Annotated in this window: 13 protein-coding genes; 7 read left to right on the top strand and 6 right to left on the bottom strand. The window is 70.1% G+C overall.

Features of this window, described 5'->3' with window-relative positions:
- Nucleotides 1-92 precede the first annotated feature (92 nt).
- On the top strand, nt 93-1151 hold the full coding sequence (gene gntD / locus ACZ52J_RS28315) for a guanitoxin biosynthesis L-enduracididine beta-hydroxylase GntD (RefSeq protein ID WP_465622730.1): 1059 nt from the start codon (nt 93-95) through the stop codon (nt 1149-1151).
- A gap of 133 nt (nt 1152-1284) precedes the next feature.
- Complete coding sequence (locus tag ACZ52J_RS28310) at nt 1285-2085, top strand: SDR family NAD(P)-dependent oxidoreductase (RefSeq protein WP_465622728.1); 801 nt, start codon at nt 1285-1287, stop codon at nt 2083-2085.
- 139 nt (nt 2086-2224) lie between these two features.
- Here the strand turns inward: ACZ52J_RS28310 and ACZ52J_RS28305 are convergent, their stop codons facing one another.
- Nucleotides 2225-3961: an acyl-CoA dehydrogenase family protein gene (locus ACZ52J_RS28305; RefSeq protein ID WP_465622726.1), complete on the bottom strand. Its 1737-nt coding sequence runs from the start codon at nt 3959-3961 to the stop codon at nt 2225-2227.
- 204 nt (nt 3962-4165) lie between these two features.
- Here ACZ52J_RS28305 and ACZ52J_RS28300 point away from each other — a divergent pair, with 204 nt between their 5' ends.
- The gene (locus ACZ52J_RS28300) at nt 4166-5179 is read left to right on the top strand and encodes a ferritin-like domain-containing protein (RefSeq protein ID WP_465622725.1); all 1014 of its coding nucleotides are present in this window, start codon (nt 4166-4168) and stop codon (nt 5177-5179) included.
- A gap of 101 nt (nt 5180-5280) precedes the next feature.
- Nucleotides 5281-6540: a beta-ketoacyl-[acyl-carrier-protein] synthase family protein gene (locus ACZ52J_RS28295; protein WP_465622723.1), complete on the top strand. Its 1260-nt coding sequence runs from the start codon at nt 5281-5283 to the stop codon at nt 6538-6540.
- 131 nt (nt 6541-6671) lie between these two features.
- Here ACZ52J_RS28295 and ACZ52J_RS28290 read toward each other — a convergent pair whose 3' ends face one another.
- The gene (locus ACZ52J_RS28290) at nt 6672-7007 is read right to left on the bottom strand and encodes an acyl carrier protein (protein WP_465622722.1); all 336 of its coding nucleotides are present in this window, start codon (nt 7005-7007) and stop codon (nt 6672-6674) included.
- 393 nt (nt 7008-7400) lie between these two features.
- Between ACZ52J_RS28290 and ACZ52J_RS28285 the strand changes: the two genes are divergently transcribed.
- Nucleotides 7401-7976: a hypothetical protein gene (locus ACZ52J_RS28285; RefSeq protein WP_465622720.1), complete on the top strand. Its 576-nt coding sequence runs from the start codon at nt 7401-7403 to the stop codon at nt 7974-7976.
- 71 nt (nt 7977-8047) lie between these two features.
- On the opposite strand, the gene ACZ52J_RS28280 is transcribed toward ACZ52J_RS28285, so the two are convergent.
- The 3 genes from ACZ52J_RS28280 to ACZ52J_RS28270 all read right to left on the bottom strand — a co-directional run bounded on the left by ACZ52J_RS28280 (nt 8048) and on the right by ACZ52J_RS28270 (nt 11815).
- On the bottom strand, nt 8048-9061 hold the full coding sequence (locus ACZ52J_RS28280) for a class I SAM-dependent methyltransferase (protein ID WP_465622718.1): 1014 nt from the start codon (nt 9059-9061) through the stop codon (nt 8048-8050).
- Between the two features lie 67 nt (nt 9062-9128).
- The gene (locus tag ACZ52J_RS28275) at nt 9129-10295 is read right to left on the bottom strand and encodes a class I SAM-dependent methyltransferase (RefSeq protein ID WP_465622716.1); all 1167 of its coding nucleotides are present in this window, start codon (nt 10293-10295) and stop codon (nt 9129-9131) included.
- Nucleotides 10296-10507: 212 nt separating this feature from the next.
- Nucleotides 10508-11815, bottom strand: coding sequence for a helix-turn-helix domain-containing protein (locus ACZ52J_RS28270; RefSeq protein WP_465622714.1), 1308 nt, complete (start codon nt 11813-11815; stop codon nt 10508-10510).
- Between the two features lie 573 nt (nt 11816-12388).
- Here ACZ52J_RS28270 and ACZ52J_RS28265 point away from each other — a divergent pair.
- Nucleotides 12389-12841 (top strand): GatB/YqeY domain-containing protein, encoded by a 453-nt coding sequence (locus ACZ52J_RS28265; protein WP_360496292.1) that lies wholly within the window; start codon nt 12389-12391, stop codon nt 12839-12841.
- Nucleotides 12842-13026: 185 nt separating this feature from the next.
- Here the strand turns inward: ACZ52J_RS28265 and ACZ52J_RS28260 are convergent, their stop codons facing one another.
- Nucleotides 13027-15387 carry a transglycosylase domain-containing protein gene (locus ACZ52J_RS28260; RefSeq protein WP_465622713.1) on the bottom strand — a complete coding sequence of 787 codons (2361 nt, stop codon included), beginning with the start codon at nt 15385-15387 and terminating at the stop codon, nt 13027-13029.
- A gap of 423 nt (nt 15388-15810) precedes the next feature.
- On the opposite strand from ACZ52J_RS28260, the gene ACZ52J_RS28255 reads away from it, so the two are divergent.
- Nucleotides 15811-16134 (top strand): WhiB family transcriptional regulator, encoded by a 324-nt coding sequence (locus ACZ52J_RS28255; protein ID WP_030240986.1) that lies wholly within the window; start codon nt 15811-15813, stop codon nt 16132-16134.
- The last annotated feature ends 76 nt before the right edge of the window (nt 16135-16210 follow it).

The following is a 16210-nucleotide window of genomic DNA, read 5'->3' as shown; positions in this document are numbered from 1 at the left end:
CACCACCCCGTCGCCTGCCCCGGGCAGGCGGCACAGGACCATCCGTCCGCCCCACCGGCCGAACCGGTCGGAGAACAGCAAGGGAACATCTGATGATTCGTCAAGAACGCTCCGCTGCCACCGCTCCGACCCCGCTCCGGGGCCGGCCGGCGCAGTACACCCTGAGCGCGGACGAGGCCGCCGAACTGGCCCGGGCCGCCCACAAGATCGCCGACGACTGCGGCAACCCCCTGGACGAGGGCTTCTACGACCGCGCCTGGCAGTTCGACCGGATGCTGCCGGTCGGCCTGCAGTCCTTCCTGGCCGACTTCCGCCGCCGCGAGCCCGCCGCCGCCTGCCTGGTGCACGGACTCCCGGTGGACGACGCCGAGCTCGGCCCGACCCCAGCGCACTGGCGCGACGCCATCGCCTCGGAGTCGGCCCGCAGCCAGGAGGCCATGCTGGCGCTGGTCGGCATCGCGCTGGGCGAGCCCTTCGGCTGGGCCACCCTCCAGGAGGGCAGCATCATCCAGAACGTCCTGCCGATCCGCGGCGACGAGGACCGGCAGAGCGGCTACGGCAGCGAGGCCCTCCTGGAGTTCCACACCGAGGACGGCTTCCACCCCAACCGCTGCGACTACCTGGTCCTGTTCGGCCTGCGCAACGCCGACGAGGTGCCGACCATCGTCGCCTCCGTCCGGGACGTCGAACTCGACGACCGCACCCGGGAGGTCCTCTCCCAGGACCGGTTCCACATCCTCCCGGACACCGAGCACATCCGGCAGCTGGAGACCTCCGACCCCGGCCACCCGGCGCTCGCCAAGCTCCGCCGGATGGCCGACGACCCCGCGCCCACCAGCGCCCTGTTCGGCGACAGCCTCTCCCCGTACCTGCGCATCGACCTGCCGTTCATGCGCTGTGTCGGCGACGCCCCGGAGGCCGTCGAGGCCCTGGACCGGCTGATGGCGGAGCTCACCCGGGTCCAGCAGGAGGTCGTGGTCGGCCCCGGCACCCTGCTGGTCGTGGACAACTACCAGGCCGCGCACGGCCGGCGCTCCTTCAAGGCCCGGTACGACGGCACCGACCGCTGGCTGAAGAAGATCACCGTCAGCCGCAACCTCCGCCGCAACCTGGCCGGTTACGCCCCCGACCGGCACCGGGTCATCGTCTGATCCCCAGGGCCCGGCCTCGCCCCGCACCCGCACACCCGCCCCGCACCCGCACACCCGCCCCGCACCCGCACACCCGGCCCGGGCCCGGCCGCTCCGGCGCCCGGGCCCGGCATCTTTCGAAAGGCCCTCGTCCATGCGCACAGTCATCGTCTCCGGCGCCTCCAGCGGCATCGGGAAGGCCACCGCCGAGCGGTTCGCGGCCTCCGGCGACCACGTGGTCAACCTCGACATCACCAAGCCCGCGGCCCCGGCGGCGGGCCTGGACGGCGGCGCCGGCACGGTGAGCTTCCTCGAGGTCGACGTCGCCGACTGGCAGGCGGTCAAGGAGGCCGTCGACACCGTGCACGCCGCCCGGGGCGGCCTCGACGTGGTGATCGCCAACGCCGGCATCAGCGTCCGCGGCGGGGTGCTCGAGCTGACCGAGGCCGACGTGCGCCGCGCCATCGACGTCAACCTGGTCGGCGTGCTGGCCCTGTGGCGGCACTCGGCGCCGTACCTGATCGAGCAGGGCCACGGCGTGCTGCTCGCCACCGCCTCGGTCAACGGCAGCCGCGGCTACCCGCTCTACGCGCCGTACAACGCCACCAAGGCCGGGGTCGCCTCGCTCTGCCAGACCTTCGCCATGGAGCTCAGCCCGCTGGTGCGCACCGCGTGCGTCACCCCCGGCGCGGTGCTGACGCCGATGCAGCGCGCCGAGTACACCGACGCGATGCTGGAGGAGGTCAACGAGCGCATCCCGGCGCGCCGGCACGCCTCCCCGGAGGAGATCGCCGGGGTGTTCCACTTCCTCGCCTCCGACCAGGCCGGGTTCGTCACCGGCCAGGAGTTCGTGGTGGACGGCGGCGAGACGGCCGGCGCCACCACCGCGTTCTTCCCCGGACCCCTCGCGCCGCAGCCGCGGCCCGACCAGGACGCTCCCGAAGGCGGCAAGTGACCACGGACAACCGTCCCGTCCACCATGCCGGTCACCCTGGTGCCCAACTGACGGCCGATTAGGGGAAGTTGCGCGAAGGCGGCGCCGACCTCGGGTCGGAGCCGCCTTCCGTCGTCGCCGTCCTTGTCCTCGGCCCGGGTCAGCCCCGCGCGCCGTGCTCCAGCACGGCCTCGAGGCCGAAGTACCGCCGGCCGGCCCGGCACTCCTCCATCACGGCCTCCAGCCCCGGCAGGTACGTCTCCCGCTCGTCCAGCACCACGTCCCGGTCCAGGCGCTGCAGCAGCCGTCGGAGCACCAGGACGAGCCAGCCGGCGTCCGGCGCGGCGCCCCGGTTGTGCAGCCAGACGTGCACGCAGGAGGCGGCGGCGTGGAACACGCAGTGGTCCTCCGCGGTGCGTGAGCCGGCCACCGAGGCCGCCTCGATGCCGCGCTCCGCGATGCGCCCGTACAGCGCGGCCCGGCGGCGGTCCAGTTCGGCCACCACCTCGGCCAGGTCGCGAGCCTGCCCGGGCGCGCACTCGGCCGTGGCCACCCGGGCCAGCCGCTCCACCGCGGTGCCCCAGCCCCGGGTGATCTCGTCCTGCCCGTTGGTCGCGAGGGCCAGCCTGTTGCCGTCCGGCTCCCAGACCGGGGCCTCGGCGGAGAGGTCGAACAGCCGGGCCAGCAGTTCCTCTCCGCCTTCGGTGGGCCGGTCGGCGAGCGGGGCCAGCGCGGCCAGCTGGGTCGCGATGTTGAACAGGTTGACGTGCGTGGTGCCCTCGAAGATCGAGGTGATGCAGTGGTCCCGGCGGATCTTCTGGAAGGCGCCGGAGGCGACCAGTTCGCGCAGGTAGCTGCGGGCCGCGAGCACCTTGGACATCTGCTCCAGGGTCTCCTCGCCGATCACCGGCACCAGGTACTTGACCACCGAGGACCACAGGGCCAGCCGGGCCGGGGCGAGGGTCAGCGCCCGGGCCACCGGGATCGCCACGCAGTCGCAGATCAGCAGGTCCAGGTGCGCGTCGACGAGGTGCTGGCGGACCACCGGGAGCCGGTAGATCTCGGCGCCGTACAGCCGGCGCTCGTGCGCGTAGTCCAGCCCGATCCGCAGCGCGGCGTCCATGCTGCCCAGGGACATGCCGCCGATCGCGGTGCGGGTGATCTGCAGGGTGCGGACGGTGTCGATCAGGGCGCGGCCGGGCCGGCCGATGACCGCGCCGGCGGCGGGCACCCGGGAGCCGGTGAACCTGACGCCGCTCACGTCGTGGCCGCGCAGGCCCAGGGCGCGGACGATCGGCTTGGGCTCGACGCTGTCCGGGTCCAGCTCGCGCCGGTCGGCCAGCAGCAGCATCGGGCCGCGCGGGCCCTGGGCGAGCACCGTGTAGAAGCGGGCCCGGTTGCCGTTGCCGACCGGCCACTTCTCGCCGTCCAGGACGTAGTGCTCGCCGTCGAGCACGGCGGTGGTGGCCGTGGTGGTCAGGTCGCTGCCGACCTCGGCCTCGGAGATGCCGAAGCACAGCTTGTCCCCGGTGGTCACCGCCTCGGCGATCCGCTTCTGCTGCTCGGGCGTTCCCCACAGCCAGACCGGCTGGCAGCCGAGCATGCTGGAGCCGAACATCACCGCCATGGTCAGGTTGCGGCGCGCCAGCGAGCGGGTCACCGCCAGGACCGACTCCAGGTTGAGCATCCGCCCGCCGGCCACCGCCGGGACGAGGCGCTCCGGCAGGCCCCAGTCCAGGAGCAGCCGCTCCGCGCCGGGCGGGACCTCGCCGAGTTCCTCGTGCGCCACGACCTCGGCGAAGGAGTACGGGCCGGACGGGTCCAGCGGGTCGCCCAGCAGCCCTTCGAGCTCGGCGGTCAGCTGCCGGGTCGGACGGGGAACGGAATTCGGCTCCATACGGCTGGCTCCTGTGCGCGGGAATACGGAACGCCCAGCGGTGTTCCGGTGCAGTGTCGCCAGGGGGCTTTGTGTCGTTCCAGGCAGGGGCGCAGGCAACTCATCATGCCTGCAAGTTGCCCAGTGAGTGCCTAGGTTTTCGCGTGCCTTTCGCCCGAGAGTATCCGGTGTGGCAGTACGTCAATCCGAAGGGGCCCGGCGGCGATGACTACCGAATTCCACGAGCGCGAAACCGTGCTGTTCACCCTGGACCGGACCAGGGAGAGTCTGATGGAGGTCGACGCCGCGTTCAAGGCCAATCTCAACTGGAACTACGGCGAACGCAACAATCGCCTCTGGTCGCTCTACGAGAAGAGCAAGATCTCGCAGTGGAATGCCGCGACCGATATCGACTGGAACCACGAGGTCCGGTTCGGCTCGCTGCTGAACGAGGGGCAGAGCACCGGGTTGCAGAACTTCCGCGGCGAGGGCAGCCCGGTTCCCGAGGAACTGATCAACCAGTTCCGGTGGGAGTACCTGTCCTGGATGATCAGTCAGTTCCTGCACGGTGAACAGGGCGCCCTGGTGACCACCGCCCGGCTGGTGGAGACCGTGCCCGACATGGAGGCCAAGATCTACGCGGCCGCCCAGGTCGCCGACGAGGCGCGGCACGTCGAGGCGTACGCCAAGTACATCGACGAGAAGCTGGGCAACTCCTACCCGATCAACCCGGGCCTCAAGTCGCTGCTGCGCGACCTGCTCACGGAGTCCGACTGGGACATCGTCTACCTCGGCATGCAGGTGATCGTCGAGGGCCTCGCCCTGGCGGCGACCCGCCTGGCGGGCACCGGCTTCGGGGAGCCGATCATCACCCAGATCACCCGGATGATCGCCAAGGACGAGGCGCGGCACATCGGCTTCGGCGTGGTCTCGCTCACCGGCATGTACGAGCAGATGAACAGCAAGGAGCGCGCGGGGCGGGAGGAGTTCCTGCTGGAGTCGGTTTTCCTGATGTCCCGCCGCTTCCTGCTGCGCGAGGTGTGGGAGCGCATGGAGCTGGACGTCGAGGCCGGCATCACCTTCGCGATGAACGACCCGATGATGTTCGGCTACCGCCAGCTGCTGTTCCAGCAGGTCATCCACATCCTGCGGCAGGTCGGCCTGCTCAGCCCCAAGCTGCGCGACCTGTTCCTGAGCGAGCAGCTGGCCAAGCCGGAAGCCTTCGTCGGCATCGACTGACCCGCAGGGCGACCGGCGCCGTCACCCGAACGACAAGAACAACAAGAACGACGAGAACGACAAGAACGACAAGAACGACAAGAACGAATCGGAGGAGCCGCGTGCCTGTGCAGCGCGACGACGTCGTCATCACCGGGCTCGGCGCCACCACGCCGCTGGGCGGCGACGCCCGGTCCACCTGGAAGGCACTGCTCGACGGGGTCTCGGCGGCGGTCGCGATCACCCAGCCCTGGGCCGAGGACCTGCCGGTGCGGATCGCGGCCCCGGCCGCCGTGGAACCGGCCCCGCTGATCGACCGGGTCCAGGCCCGGCGCACCGACCGGTCCGCCCAGTTCGCGCTGCTGGCCCAGCGGGAGGCCTGGCGGGACGCCGGCTTCAGCACCGCCGCGGGCGCGCCGGGGCACCCGGAGTCGGAGCGCCTCGCGGTGGTCATCGGCAGCGGCATCGGCGGCCTGAGCACCCTGCTGCCGGCGCACGACCTGATCCGGGCCGGGGACACCCGCCGGGTCTCGCCGTTCACCCTGCCGATGCTGATGAACAACGCCGCCGCGGCGCTGTGCGCGCTGGAGCTGAACGCCACGGCGGCGGCCCACGCGCCCTCGACGGCCTGCGCGGCGGGCGCCGACGCCATCGCGGCCGGGTTGGACCTCATCCGGCTGGGCCGGGCCGACGTGGTGGTGGCCGGCGGCACGGAGGCGGTCATCAACCCGATGGCGATCACCGCCTTCGCGGCGATGAAGGCGCTGTCCCGCAACAACGACGCCCCGTCCTGCGCCTCCCGGCCGTTCGACAAGCAGCGGGACGGCTTCGTCCTCGGCGAGGGCGCGGCGGTGCTGGTGCTGGAGTCCGGTGAGCACGCCCGGCGGCGTGGCGCCCGGATCTACGCCGAGTTCGCCGGGGCCGGGGCGAGCGCCGACGCACACCACATCACCCGCCCGCACCCGGACGGCGAGGGGATGGCGCGGGCCATCCGGCGCGCGCTCGCGGACGGCGGGGTGGAGCCGGCCGAGGTCGGCCACGTCAGCGCGCACGCCTCCTCCACCTCGGTGGGCGACGCGGCCGAGGCGCTGGCGATCCGTACCGTGCTGGACGGCGTGCGGCCGGCCGTGTCGGCCGTCAAGTCCTCGGCCGGGCACCTGATCGGCGCCTCCGGCTCACTGGCCGCGGTGGCCACCGTCCTGGCCCTGCACCACCGCACCGCCCCGCCCACCATCAACCTGGACGACCTGGACGACGCGATTGACCTGGACGTGGTCCGCCTCGCGCCCCGCCCGCTGCGCGCCGGTCCGCTGGTGGCGCTCACCCAGAGCGCGGGCTTCGGCGGGCACAACACCGTGCTGGCCTTCCGCGCCGGGGCCTGAGCCCCGGACCCGGGCCCCGGACACGAACCGGTCGGACCCGGGCCGCCCGGACATGGGTCCGCCCCCGGGCCAGGTCGGTGCCTGGCCCGGGGGCGGTGACGCAGCGTCAGGACATGTGCGGTGTCGCGCGGTCAGGACGCCGGCGGCCAGTCACCGCCGAGCGGGACGACGATGGACTGCAGGTGGTCGACGGTCGGCAGGGCACCCTCGCCCTCGTCCAGCATCTCCCGGACGAGCTCGACGATGTCGTGGACGGCCTCCAGCTGCGAGGCGCGCTCCTGGGGCAGGCTGTCGAACTCGAAGACGTCCTCGATGGTGAGGCCCAGCTGGACCATCGCGAGCGAGTGGTAGCTCAGTTCGCTGACGAGCTTGGTGTCCGGACCGATCTGGTCCTTCTTGGTCGGTGCGATGAGGTGGACCAGCTGACTGATCACATCAGGGATCTGGGCGGAGGCGATGTCGGTCATACATGGATCGTCGCCGGGTCGGGGCCCGACATTCCAGGCATCGGCTCCGGCAACGACTCGGCAAGATCGAACGTTCGGTGACCGCACCAACTCGACGGGTGACCGGATTGCCGTCGGTTTGCCTGGAGATCGGCCGAGTCCGCCCCCTATGCTCGGAGCATGGACACCGGTGTGCCGTCGATGTCGCCATCAACTCCCAGGATTATCAGCTGTGTTGTGGCGTCGCGACCCCGACCGCGGGTGATCTGCCGGCCGCCGGCCGGCGCCGACGCGGGCGCCTTCGGCAGCCGGCGCCCGCGCACCGCCCCGGCCGCGGTGGTTTCCGCGCTCAGCGACCTTCTGTCCCAAGGCACTTGGTCCGACCATCACCCCTAACACCACCGAGGTGGCTCAATGACGCTGTTGGCATCCTGGGGATCCCTGGCCGCTCAGCACTCGCCCGCGGACGACACGGTCTTCGCCGTACTCAACGTGGCGTTCATCGTCCTCATCACGGCGATCGTCCTCGTCTCCCAGTTCAGCGTCCGCGACGTCAGGGCCCAGACCTTCCTGTGGGTCGCGATGCTCGTGCTGCGCGGCTTCCTGCCGCCGGGCCCGGCCGAGGCGAAGACGACCAGCATCGTCTTCCTGCTCATCGGCCTGGCGTTCTCGCTGGTCTTCGGCTACTACCGCGGTCTGACGATGCCCATGTGGCGCGACCAGACCGGCCGACTGCTGCGCAAGGGCGGCCGGACCACCGCCAAACTGTGGGTGGCGAACCTGGCCGAGCGCCTGATCGTCGGCGGCGTCGAAGTGGTCTTCTTCCACGGCCGGTTCAACGGCAACGGGGTCTGGCTCGGGGTCGGTGTGACGCTGGCCGTCCAGCAGGGCGTGATGATGCGGCGCGCTCCCGGCATCACCGAGGTGCGGCCCACCGGCCCGGGCTACACCATGCCCAAGGCCGAGGAGAGCGACGCCCAGGCGAACTGACGTCTCGTCAAACTGTCTGTACACAGCGAGAAGTGCTCCGGGGTGCTCGGCCCCGGAGCACTTCCGTGTCATCAGGCGGCAAGCGGCTCGAGCTCAAAGATCACGCTGTCCGCCGGGGTCACCACGCGGTGCGCCTCGACCAGGCGCCAGCCGCCCTCCTCGAACACACCGTTCCACTCCTCCAGGGTCGGCAGGTAGGCACCCATCATGCGGTGCGCGACCTCGAAGCCCAGGGTGAAGACCGGGATCTCGGAGTCCGGGATGTCGGTGGTCATCGCGGTGTCGCCGAGCAGGAAGCGCTTGACGTTCGGGAACGCCTCGCGCAGCCCGCGCAGGGAGGCGATGCAGTTCTCCCGCGGCCAGAAGTCGTGGCCCATCAGGAAGGAGGTCAGGAGGTCGACGTCGGCGAACTCCGGGTGCGGCTGCGGGTTGGTGGCGTCGTCCTTGACGAAGGACACCTTGCCCTCGAAGCCGGCCTCCTTGGTCGAGGCCCGGGCCACGCCCAGCGCGCCCTCGGCGATGTCGATGCCGAGGCCGGTAGCGTTCGGGTTCTGCCGCAGCACGCTGATGATGCGCTCGCCGCTGCCGCAGCCGAGGTCGGCGATCTTGCCGAACTCACCGACCGAGCCCAGGGCCTTCTTGAACACCGGGTCGAAGAAGTTCGAGTTGATGTCGCGGCAGGCGATCGCGATGGCGGCCGAGTCGCGGCGGTAGAAGTCGCCGATCCGGTTCTCGTTCTTCAGCACGGCGGGCATGTCGGCGAAGAGCGACGCGCAGCCGCGGGACAGCCAGTGGTAGAAGGCCTTGGCGCGGTACACCTCGGCGAAGTTCACGTCGCCGACGATCAGGGCGCCCTGCCGCTGCACGATGCGGACGCTGGCCAGTGCCTGGAACATGCCCTCGACGGCGAACCGGTCGAGGTCGTTGCGTTCCGAGAACTCGGCGACGTCCAGCTTGTCCTGGTCCGCCAGTTCGTCGAGCGCCCCGACCTCCCAGGCGGCGCCGATCGCCGAGGATGCGACGGTGGCGTTGAAGATGTCGGCGGCGGTCATTCTCGCCGCTTCGAGCACGAGGTTGTCGGTCACGTCCTGGTCCCCTCTGAGGAATGGAATCCGGCAGGCCGAACAGGGGGTTCGGCCGGGCTGGTGGTGTTCACGGGCGCCGGGCGAGCAGGATCCGGTGCATCGGGGTGTCGACCAGTGCCGTCCTCACCAGGCCGGCCCGGTCGAGCCATTGGTCGTAGTCCGCCAGGGAGAAGGAGTCTCCGCCGCCGGTGACGAGCATCGACGCGGCGAACAGTCGGAAGAAGCGGTTCTGGATCGACTGGGCGTCGGTCTCGTCGTCCACGATGTGGTCGACGATGGCGACCACGCCGCCCTGGCGCACCGCCTGCGCCGCCCGTCGCATGAGCTCCTCGGAGCCCTCCGCGGTCTGGAGGTGGAAGATGTTCACCAGCAGGACGAGGTCCTGGCCGGTGTCCCACGCCTCGGTGAAGAAGTTGCGCTCCACCGGTTCGAACCGGTCCTGCACGCCCAGCCGCTCCGCCTGCCCGCGGGCGATGGGCACGATCCGCGGGTGGTCCAGGCCGGTGGCCCGCAGTCCCCTGAAGCGCTGCAGGAGCAGCTGGCTGTAGATGCCGGTGCCGCAGCCGACGTCGAGCATCGAGCGGTCCGCCTCGCCCTTCCAACCCTCTTCCTCCGCCAGGAGGTTGGCGAGCGACTCGACGATCGGCGGTGCCCAGAAGTTGATGCCGCGGGCCACCTGCTCGTAGTCCTCGGCGGACAGCTGGTTGGCCTGGTAGTCGCCGTCCGCGCCGCGGGCGGGCCGCTTGACGTGGTCCGCGAGGTTGCGCCAGACGTCCCAGCCGATCGCCCGGTCGTAGCCGATCCGGCCGGCCAGGCTGTACAGGCCGCCGGGCAGCAGGCACTCGGCCATGCCGTCCACCAGCCGGTAGACATCCTGACCGTCCTCGGTGCGCGACCGCTGGACGATGTCGTAGCAGTACAGGCCGTCGAGCAGCACCCGCAGGCCGTGGGTGTCGGCGTCCAGTCGCTCGGCGAGCGCGGCCGGGGTGGCCGGGCCCTCCGCCAGGGCGACGAACACACCGAGGTCGAATGCGGCCTCGATCATGCCGGGCGCGAACATCGCAATCAAGTGTTCGTAAACGCGGTGTGAAGCCCGGACGACGGCGCTGTCCCGGGGATCACCGATCAGTTTCGCGCCGTCCACCAGGGGCGCCACACCGGTTTCCGGCAGCGGAGTTTCGTCCGACGTTTCGTCGGTTCTGTCGTTGCGGACGGAGGAGTCTATCGTGGTCATCGATCCCCATTTGCGCTCAGGGCGTTTCGCCGGGCAGTGCTGAATGTGCCGCAGAGGCGTTTCCGGACAGGCCGGAGGAGCGAACCGGTCGATTCGATCGAATGATCGCCCGACAACCGGGCCGGCCCGGAAATGATTCCGGGCGCGGCAGTACGGCCGGCATGGACGGAAAGCGCCCCGACGAGCGGACGGTGTGAGTGTGTGTGCCGGCCTCAGGCCGGAATGGCGTTGACGTACTCGCGCATCATCCGGGGGACCCGGTACGCGTACTGGTGGCCACGTTTCACCTGGATGACGGAGAAATCCACGAGATCGGCCAGCACATCGATATTGCGGGAGGGCTCCCGGCCGCCGTCGACCGGTTCCTGCCGGACATCGTCGATGGTGAATTCATCGGGAAAGCGGGACAGCTGTCTGAGGGCTCTGCGCTGCCGGTCGTCGAGCAGTCCGTACGCCCAGGCGAGGCTGCGGTGCAGCGAGCGGTGGTGGGACAGCCCGCCCACCTCGTCCTGGCCGAGGATCGGCAGCACCTGGCACTCGTCCACCAGGACCTGCAGGGGCACCGAGCGCATCCGGAAGGCGGCGTTCTCGATGGCGAGCGCGAGACCGCCCAGCCGCCGGCAGAGCTCCACCACCTGCGGCATCTGGTCACTGAGGTCCAGCGTCGGGACGATGGAGTGCACCCGGCGGCAGAACAGCTCGGCGGCGGGCGGGCAGCCGTAGCTGCCCTCGGGGTAGTCGACCGACAGCGGCGACACCTCCCACAGGTCCGCCGGGATGGAGGCCGGCGCCCGCAGCGAGGTGATCAGGATGTGGAGCGCGGGATGCCGGTCCAGCAGCATCCTGACCTGCCGGGTCGCCGCGCCGATGACGTGCTCGGCGTTGTCGATGACGACCATCATCTGCAGCTCGGGGTTGGTCCGCGGGTCCCGGTCGTAGCCGTGCAGCAGGGTGTCGAGCGAGCGTTGCACCTCCGCCGAGGCGGCGCCGGCGTCGACACTCTCGGGGGTCACCGAGCCGAGCTCCAGGACCACCACGCCGTCGCGGAAGCGGTCGAGCAGATGGGCCGCGGAATCCAGTGCCAGCCGGGTCTTCCCAACGCCGGCGGGGCCGGTGAGCACCAGCGGCCGGCCCGGCCGGAGGGTGGTCACCACGTGCAGCAGGTCGGCCTGGCGCCCGACGGTGATGTCCGTCTTGGGGCGCAGCCCCTGCCACCGGGCGTTGTCCGGAACCTCGACGACATTGGTCAGCAGACCGGGTTCCAGTCGGGAGGACAGCATCCCGGTCGGATTACCCGCATTGGCAACGTGGGATATCAGGGTGTCCTGGCTGGTCGCCGCGGACAGCAGGGCGCCGACCAGGAGTTCCACGGAACTGCGCCGCGGATTCTTGATGGCGCCGGTTTCCAGATTGCGAATGGTCCGCACACTGACATTGGAATGCTCGGCTAATTGCTCCTGGCTCCAGCCGACCATCTTTCGTTGGGTTACTAACATGGAGCGAAGCTGATTGTTGTCCATTCCCCCGCGCTTCCTGCTGTCGTGAGCAGAATCCAAGTCGGAACTTAACGCGCCGGACTGCGGCGCCAATCACTCCGGAAACGATCATTACTGACCACGCGGTCATGGCGGAGCGCATGCGGAAGCACTCGCGCCGAGCGTGGGTCGCGATGTGTCAGAACCGTGGAAAAATGAGTTGGGGACTTGACAGCGGCTTTCTGCTGCGGCTCGGGAGCGGCCGTTATCGGTGAGGTGACCACAGCCCGTTAGGATACTCAAGCTAGCTGCGAACGAGTGTACTACGCGGACTATTTCGCGAACCTGCCGCTACGTTCGATTTGCCCCTTTTGGCACCGGCAACTCCTCGGTGCTTCCGGCAATTTCCGACTGTTCTGCCGCGAGTATGCAGCCGTTATCGGCCATGTCGACTGGAATCCACTGCCCCTTCCCGGTCGCGATCGGCCACCGTCCGACGCGTCGTCACATGACCCCGGCCGGCCTCGGCACGGCATACTCGTTCACCTGCACAATCCGCAGGGGATACCCGGTGGAAACCGGTTGAGACCACCCACAGCCGAAGGATAAGAAGAGGAAATGACAACGCTCAAGGAGCAGCTGCAGGAGGACCTCACGGCTGCCATCAGGGTCCGGGACGAGCTGCGCGCGTCCACCATCCGGCTCACGCTGTCCGCCGTCACCAGCGAAGAGGTGGCGGGAAAGCAGAAGCGCGAGCTGTCCGACGCCGACGTGCTGAAGGTGATCGGCCGCGAGGCGAAGAAGCGCCGGGAGGCCGCCGAGGCCTTCGACGGCGCCGGTCGCACCGACCAGGCCGCCCGGGAACGGGCCGAGGGCGAGGTGCTGGCGACCTACCTGCCCAAGCAGCTCTCCGACGAGGAGCTCGCCGCGATCGTGGCGGCCGCCGTGGCCGAGACCGGGGCGAGCGGCCCGCAGGCGATGGGCGCCGTGATGAAGCTGGTGAAGCCTCAGGTGGAGGGCCTGGCCGAGGGTGGCCGGGTCGCCGCCGCCGTGAAGGCCGCGCTGTCCTGACCGCGGGCGGCCCGGGGTCGTCGGGTCAAGCCGGCTCTGGCCGGAATCGAGCGGCCCTGGAGGGCCCGTAAGGGGCTCTCCAGGGCCCGACGGCCCGTCACCCCGGCAACACGCCGAAGGGGCGTCCTCCGAACCGGAGGACGCCCCTTCGCTACTGTTCCGCGGGCTCGGCCCGGGCGGCTCGGTCAGCCGTTGCCGCCGCCGTGCTTGCCGCCGTTGTTCCCGCCGCCGCCGATCATGCCCGGCGGGAAGGTGAACCCGCCGCCGATCATTCCGCCGGGGGTGCCGCCGCCGTTGTTCCCGCCGCCGTTGTTCCCGCCGCCGGGGGCGCCGCCGCCCTGCTGCGGCGGGGGGTTGGCGCCGGCCGGCGGGGTGTTCGGGTCGGCCGGCGGGGTGGCCCCGGCCGCCGGGTCCGGCTTGGGCATGTCCGGGATGTTCGCGGTGGGCAACTGCTCCACCGGGGCGCCCTTCAGGGCCTGGTTCATCGCCATGCGCCAGATCGGGCCGGGGCCGGTGGCACCGAAGACCTCGGCGAAGGGGGTCGGGCCGATCTTGATGTTCTTCATCGGGACGCCGCCGGCCGGGCCGCCGAGCCAGACCGAGGTGGCCAGCTGCGGGGTGTAGCCGCTGAACCAGGCGGCGCGCTTCTCGTCCGAGGTGCCGGTCTTGCCGGCGATCGGGCGGCCGTCGTCGAGACCGAGGTCCTTACCGGTGCCCTTCTCGGTCACGCCGCTCAGCACGGTGTTCATGGCGTCGGCCGTGGACTCCGAGAAGGCCTGGCTGCACGCCGACTGCGGGACCGCCATGTCCTTGCCGTCCACCGTGGTGATCTTGTTGATGGCGATCGGGGTGCAGTACTTGCCGTGCGCGGCGAAGGTCGCGTAGACGTTCGCCATGGTCAGCGGCGACATCTCCTGCACGCCGAGGCCCATCGAGGGGACCTCCTCGAGGGGCTTGCCGCTCGCCTTGGTGGTGATGCCGAGCTTGTTGGCCATCTGCTTCACCGGGCAGAGGCCCATGTCGGCCTCCATCTCGACGAAGTAGGTGTTGACCGACATGGCCATGGCCGTCTTGAGGTCGTAGGGGCCCTTCTCGCTCTCGGACTCGTTGGGCACGGTCCGGGCCTTGCCCTTCTCCGTGTTCTTCCAGGTGCCCTCGCAGGTCTTCATCGTCGGCCACTCGATGCGGTTCTCCGACTTGTACTGCTGAGTGGGCTGGATGCCGGACTCGAGGGCGGCGGCGGCCACGATCGGCTTGAAGGTCGACCCCGGCTGGAAGCCGTTGCCGCCGCCCATCGCCGCGTCGACGTTGAGGTTGACGACGGTCTGGTTCTTGTTGGCGTCCAGGCCGTACGGGCGGGTCTGGGCCATCGCCAGGATCTTGCCGGTGCCCGGCTCCATCATGGTCGCGGCGGCCGACACCGGGTCGGTGACGTACACCAGCTTGGTGACGGCGTTCTGGGCCGCGGCCTGCTTGTCCGGGTCCAGCGTGGTGTAGATGTTCAGGCCGCCGGTGTCCCAGAGCTTCTTGCGCTCGTCGGCGCTCTTGCCGAACGCGGGGTCCTGCTTGACCACGTGGCGGACGAAGTCGCAGAAGAAGCCCATCCCGGCCTGGGCGGTGATGCAGCCGTTCTGCGGGTCCTTGTACTTCAGACCCAGCGGGGCGGCCTTCGCCTCCTTCGCCTGGTCCGCGGTGATGTGCTTGTTCTCGAGCATCTTGTCGATCACGACGTTGCGGCGCTTGACCGTGTTCTCGGGGTAGCGCACCGGGTCGTAGGACGACGGGTTCTGCACCATGCCGGCCAGGGTGGCGGCCTCGGCGACGGTCAGGTCCTTGTTGCTCTTGCTGAAGTAGCGCTGGGAGGCCGCCTCGACGCCGTAGGCCTGGTGGCCGTAGAAGGTGATGTTGAGGTAGTTGGTGAGGATCTGATCCTTGGTCAGGTCCTCCTCCAGCTTGATCGCGACCTTGAGCTCCTGGATCTTGCGGCCCAGGGTCTTGCGCTGGGCCTCCAGGACGGCCGCCTGGTCGTCGCCGGCCTTCTCCACGTTGACGTTCTTCACGTACTGCTGGGTCAGCGTCGACGCACCCTGGGAGGCGGTGCCGCTCTCGGCGTTCTTGCTGGCCGCGCGGAGGATGCCCTTGAGGTCGATGGCGCCGTGCTCGTAGAAGCGGGCGTCCTCGATGTCCACCTGGGCCTGCCGCATGAACGGCGACATCTGGTCGACCGTGAGGACGGTGCGGTCGCGCTCGTAGACCTTGGCGATCAGGCCGCCCTTGGCGTCGAAGATCTGGGTTGCCTGGGTGAGCGGCGGCGTCTTGAAGTCGTCGGGGATGTTGTCGAAGCTCTCCGCCGTGTCCTTGGCGGTCAGCCCCATGGCGCCGACGGCGGGCAGGGCGAGGCCTGCCAGCAGGACTCCGGAGAGCACGCTGACGCCCAGGAACTTCACGCCGTTGCCGACGTGCTCCAACGGTGATCCGCCGGACCTGCCGCGCGGAGCTCCGGTGTTGCCTGGGGGCTGGGATGCCTGGGGGCGCTTCGGTGCCATGGGGAGAACCCTACGTCGCGGATTCCCGTACATCGGGGCAGGTGTTCGCCTAGGCTTGTCACAAGCTTGGTACAGCTTCGGTGCGTCAACATCATTCACTCGTGTGGGTGGCGAGAGTTGCCCGAATTGCCCGTGGATGACCGGGTTCTGTGGCGGCTGGGGGCTGTGGCATTCGCGCGAATGGTCGCTCTCCGTGATGGCGCCTGTGGCGAGAGTGGGGGACTACGCATTGGCAAGGCATGTGACCTGCGATCACTCCAACGAGTGAGCTGACCGGTACCCATAGTCCAATCGGGTCATGCGAGATTGAGCCCGAAGGGGCTGTTGCAAGCTGTCGTTCTTCCGTAACGTCCTCAACTGGCAACGGTGAATATGCCGTTGCCGCCGTGGGGGAGCCTCGATACGGGAGAGGACGGCGCCGGGATGGGCTGGGTTGACGACTGGAGTGCGCAGGCCGCCTGCCGCACGAGTGATCCGGACGAACTGTTCGTCCAGGGGGCGGCGCAGAACCGCGCCAAGGCGGTGTGCAGCGGCTGCCCCGTGCGGACGGAGTGCCTCGCGGACGCCCTGGACAACCGGGTGGAGTTCGGGGTCTGGGGCGGGATGACGGAGCGCGAGCGCCGGGCGCTGCTGCGCCGCCGCCCGACGGTCATCTCGTGGCGCAGGCTGCTGGAGACGGCCCGCACCGAGTACGAGGAGTCCCTCGCGACCGGTGTGATACTGACGGACTACGCCCAGGCGGGCTGAGCCCGACCGCACAGGCCGCACCGGCCGTACCGGGGGGTCCGGGCCGGTCGGCCCAGGGCGGGCGCCCACGCCGCAC

Source organism: Kitasatospora sp. NPDC034035 (assembly GCF_055575755.1).
This window is presented reverse-complemented; position numbering and strand designations above follow the sequence as displayed.

Excerpts from the sequence above, each read along its gene's own strand:
- ACZ52J_RS28260 (WP_465622713.1), bottom strand. The coding sequence starts at position 15,387 with ATGGCACCGAAGCGCCCCCAGGCATCCCAGCCCCCAGGCAACACCGGA.
- ACZ52J_RS28300 (WP_465622725.1), top strand. The coding sequence starts at position 4,166 with ATGACTACCGAATTCCACGAGCGCGAAACCGTGCTGTTCACCCTGGAC.
- ACZ52J_RS28275 (WP_465622716.1), bottom strand. The coding sequence starts at position 10,295 with ATGACCACGATAGACTCCTCCGTCCGCAACGACAGAACCGACGAAACG.
- ACZ52J_RS28285 (WP_465622720.1), top strand. The coding sequence starts at position 7,401 with ATGACGCTGTTGGCATCCTGGGGATCCCTGGCCGCTCAGCACTCGCCC.
- ACZ52J_RS28265 (WP_360496292.1), top strand. The coding sequence starts at position 12,389 with ATGACAACGCTCAAGGAGCAGCTGCAGGAGGACCTCACGGCTGCCATC.
- ACZ52J_RS28255 (WP_030240986.1), top strand. The coding sequence starts at position 15,811 with ATGGGCTGGGTTGACGACTGGAGTGCGCAGGCCGCCTGCCGCACGAGT.
- ACZ52J_RS28270 (WP_465622714.1), bottom strand. The coding sequence starts at position 11,815 with ATGGACAACAATCAGCTTCGCTCCATGTTAGTAACCCAACGAAAGATG.
- gntD (WP_465622730.1), top strand. The coding sequence starts at position 93 with ATGATTCGTCAAGAACGCTCCGCTGCCACCGCTCCGACCCCGCTCCGG.
- ACZ52J_RS28310 (WP_465622728.1), top strand. The coding sequence starts at position 1,285 with ATGCGCACAGTCATCGTCTCCGGCGCCTCCAGCGGCATCGGGAAGGCC.
- ACZ52J_RS28305 (WP_465622726.1), bottom strand. The coding sequence starts at position 3,961 with ATGGAGCCGAATTCCGTTCCCCGTCCGACCCGGCAGCTGACCGCCGAG.
- ACZ52J_RS28290 (WP_465622722.1), bottom strand. The coding sequence starts at position 7,007 with ATGACCGACATCGCCTCCGCCCAGATCCCTGATGTGATCAGTCAGCTG.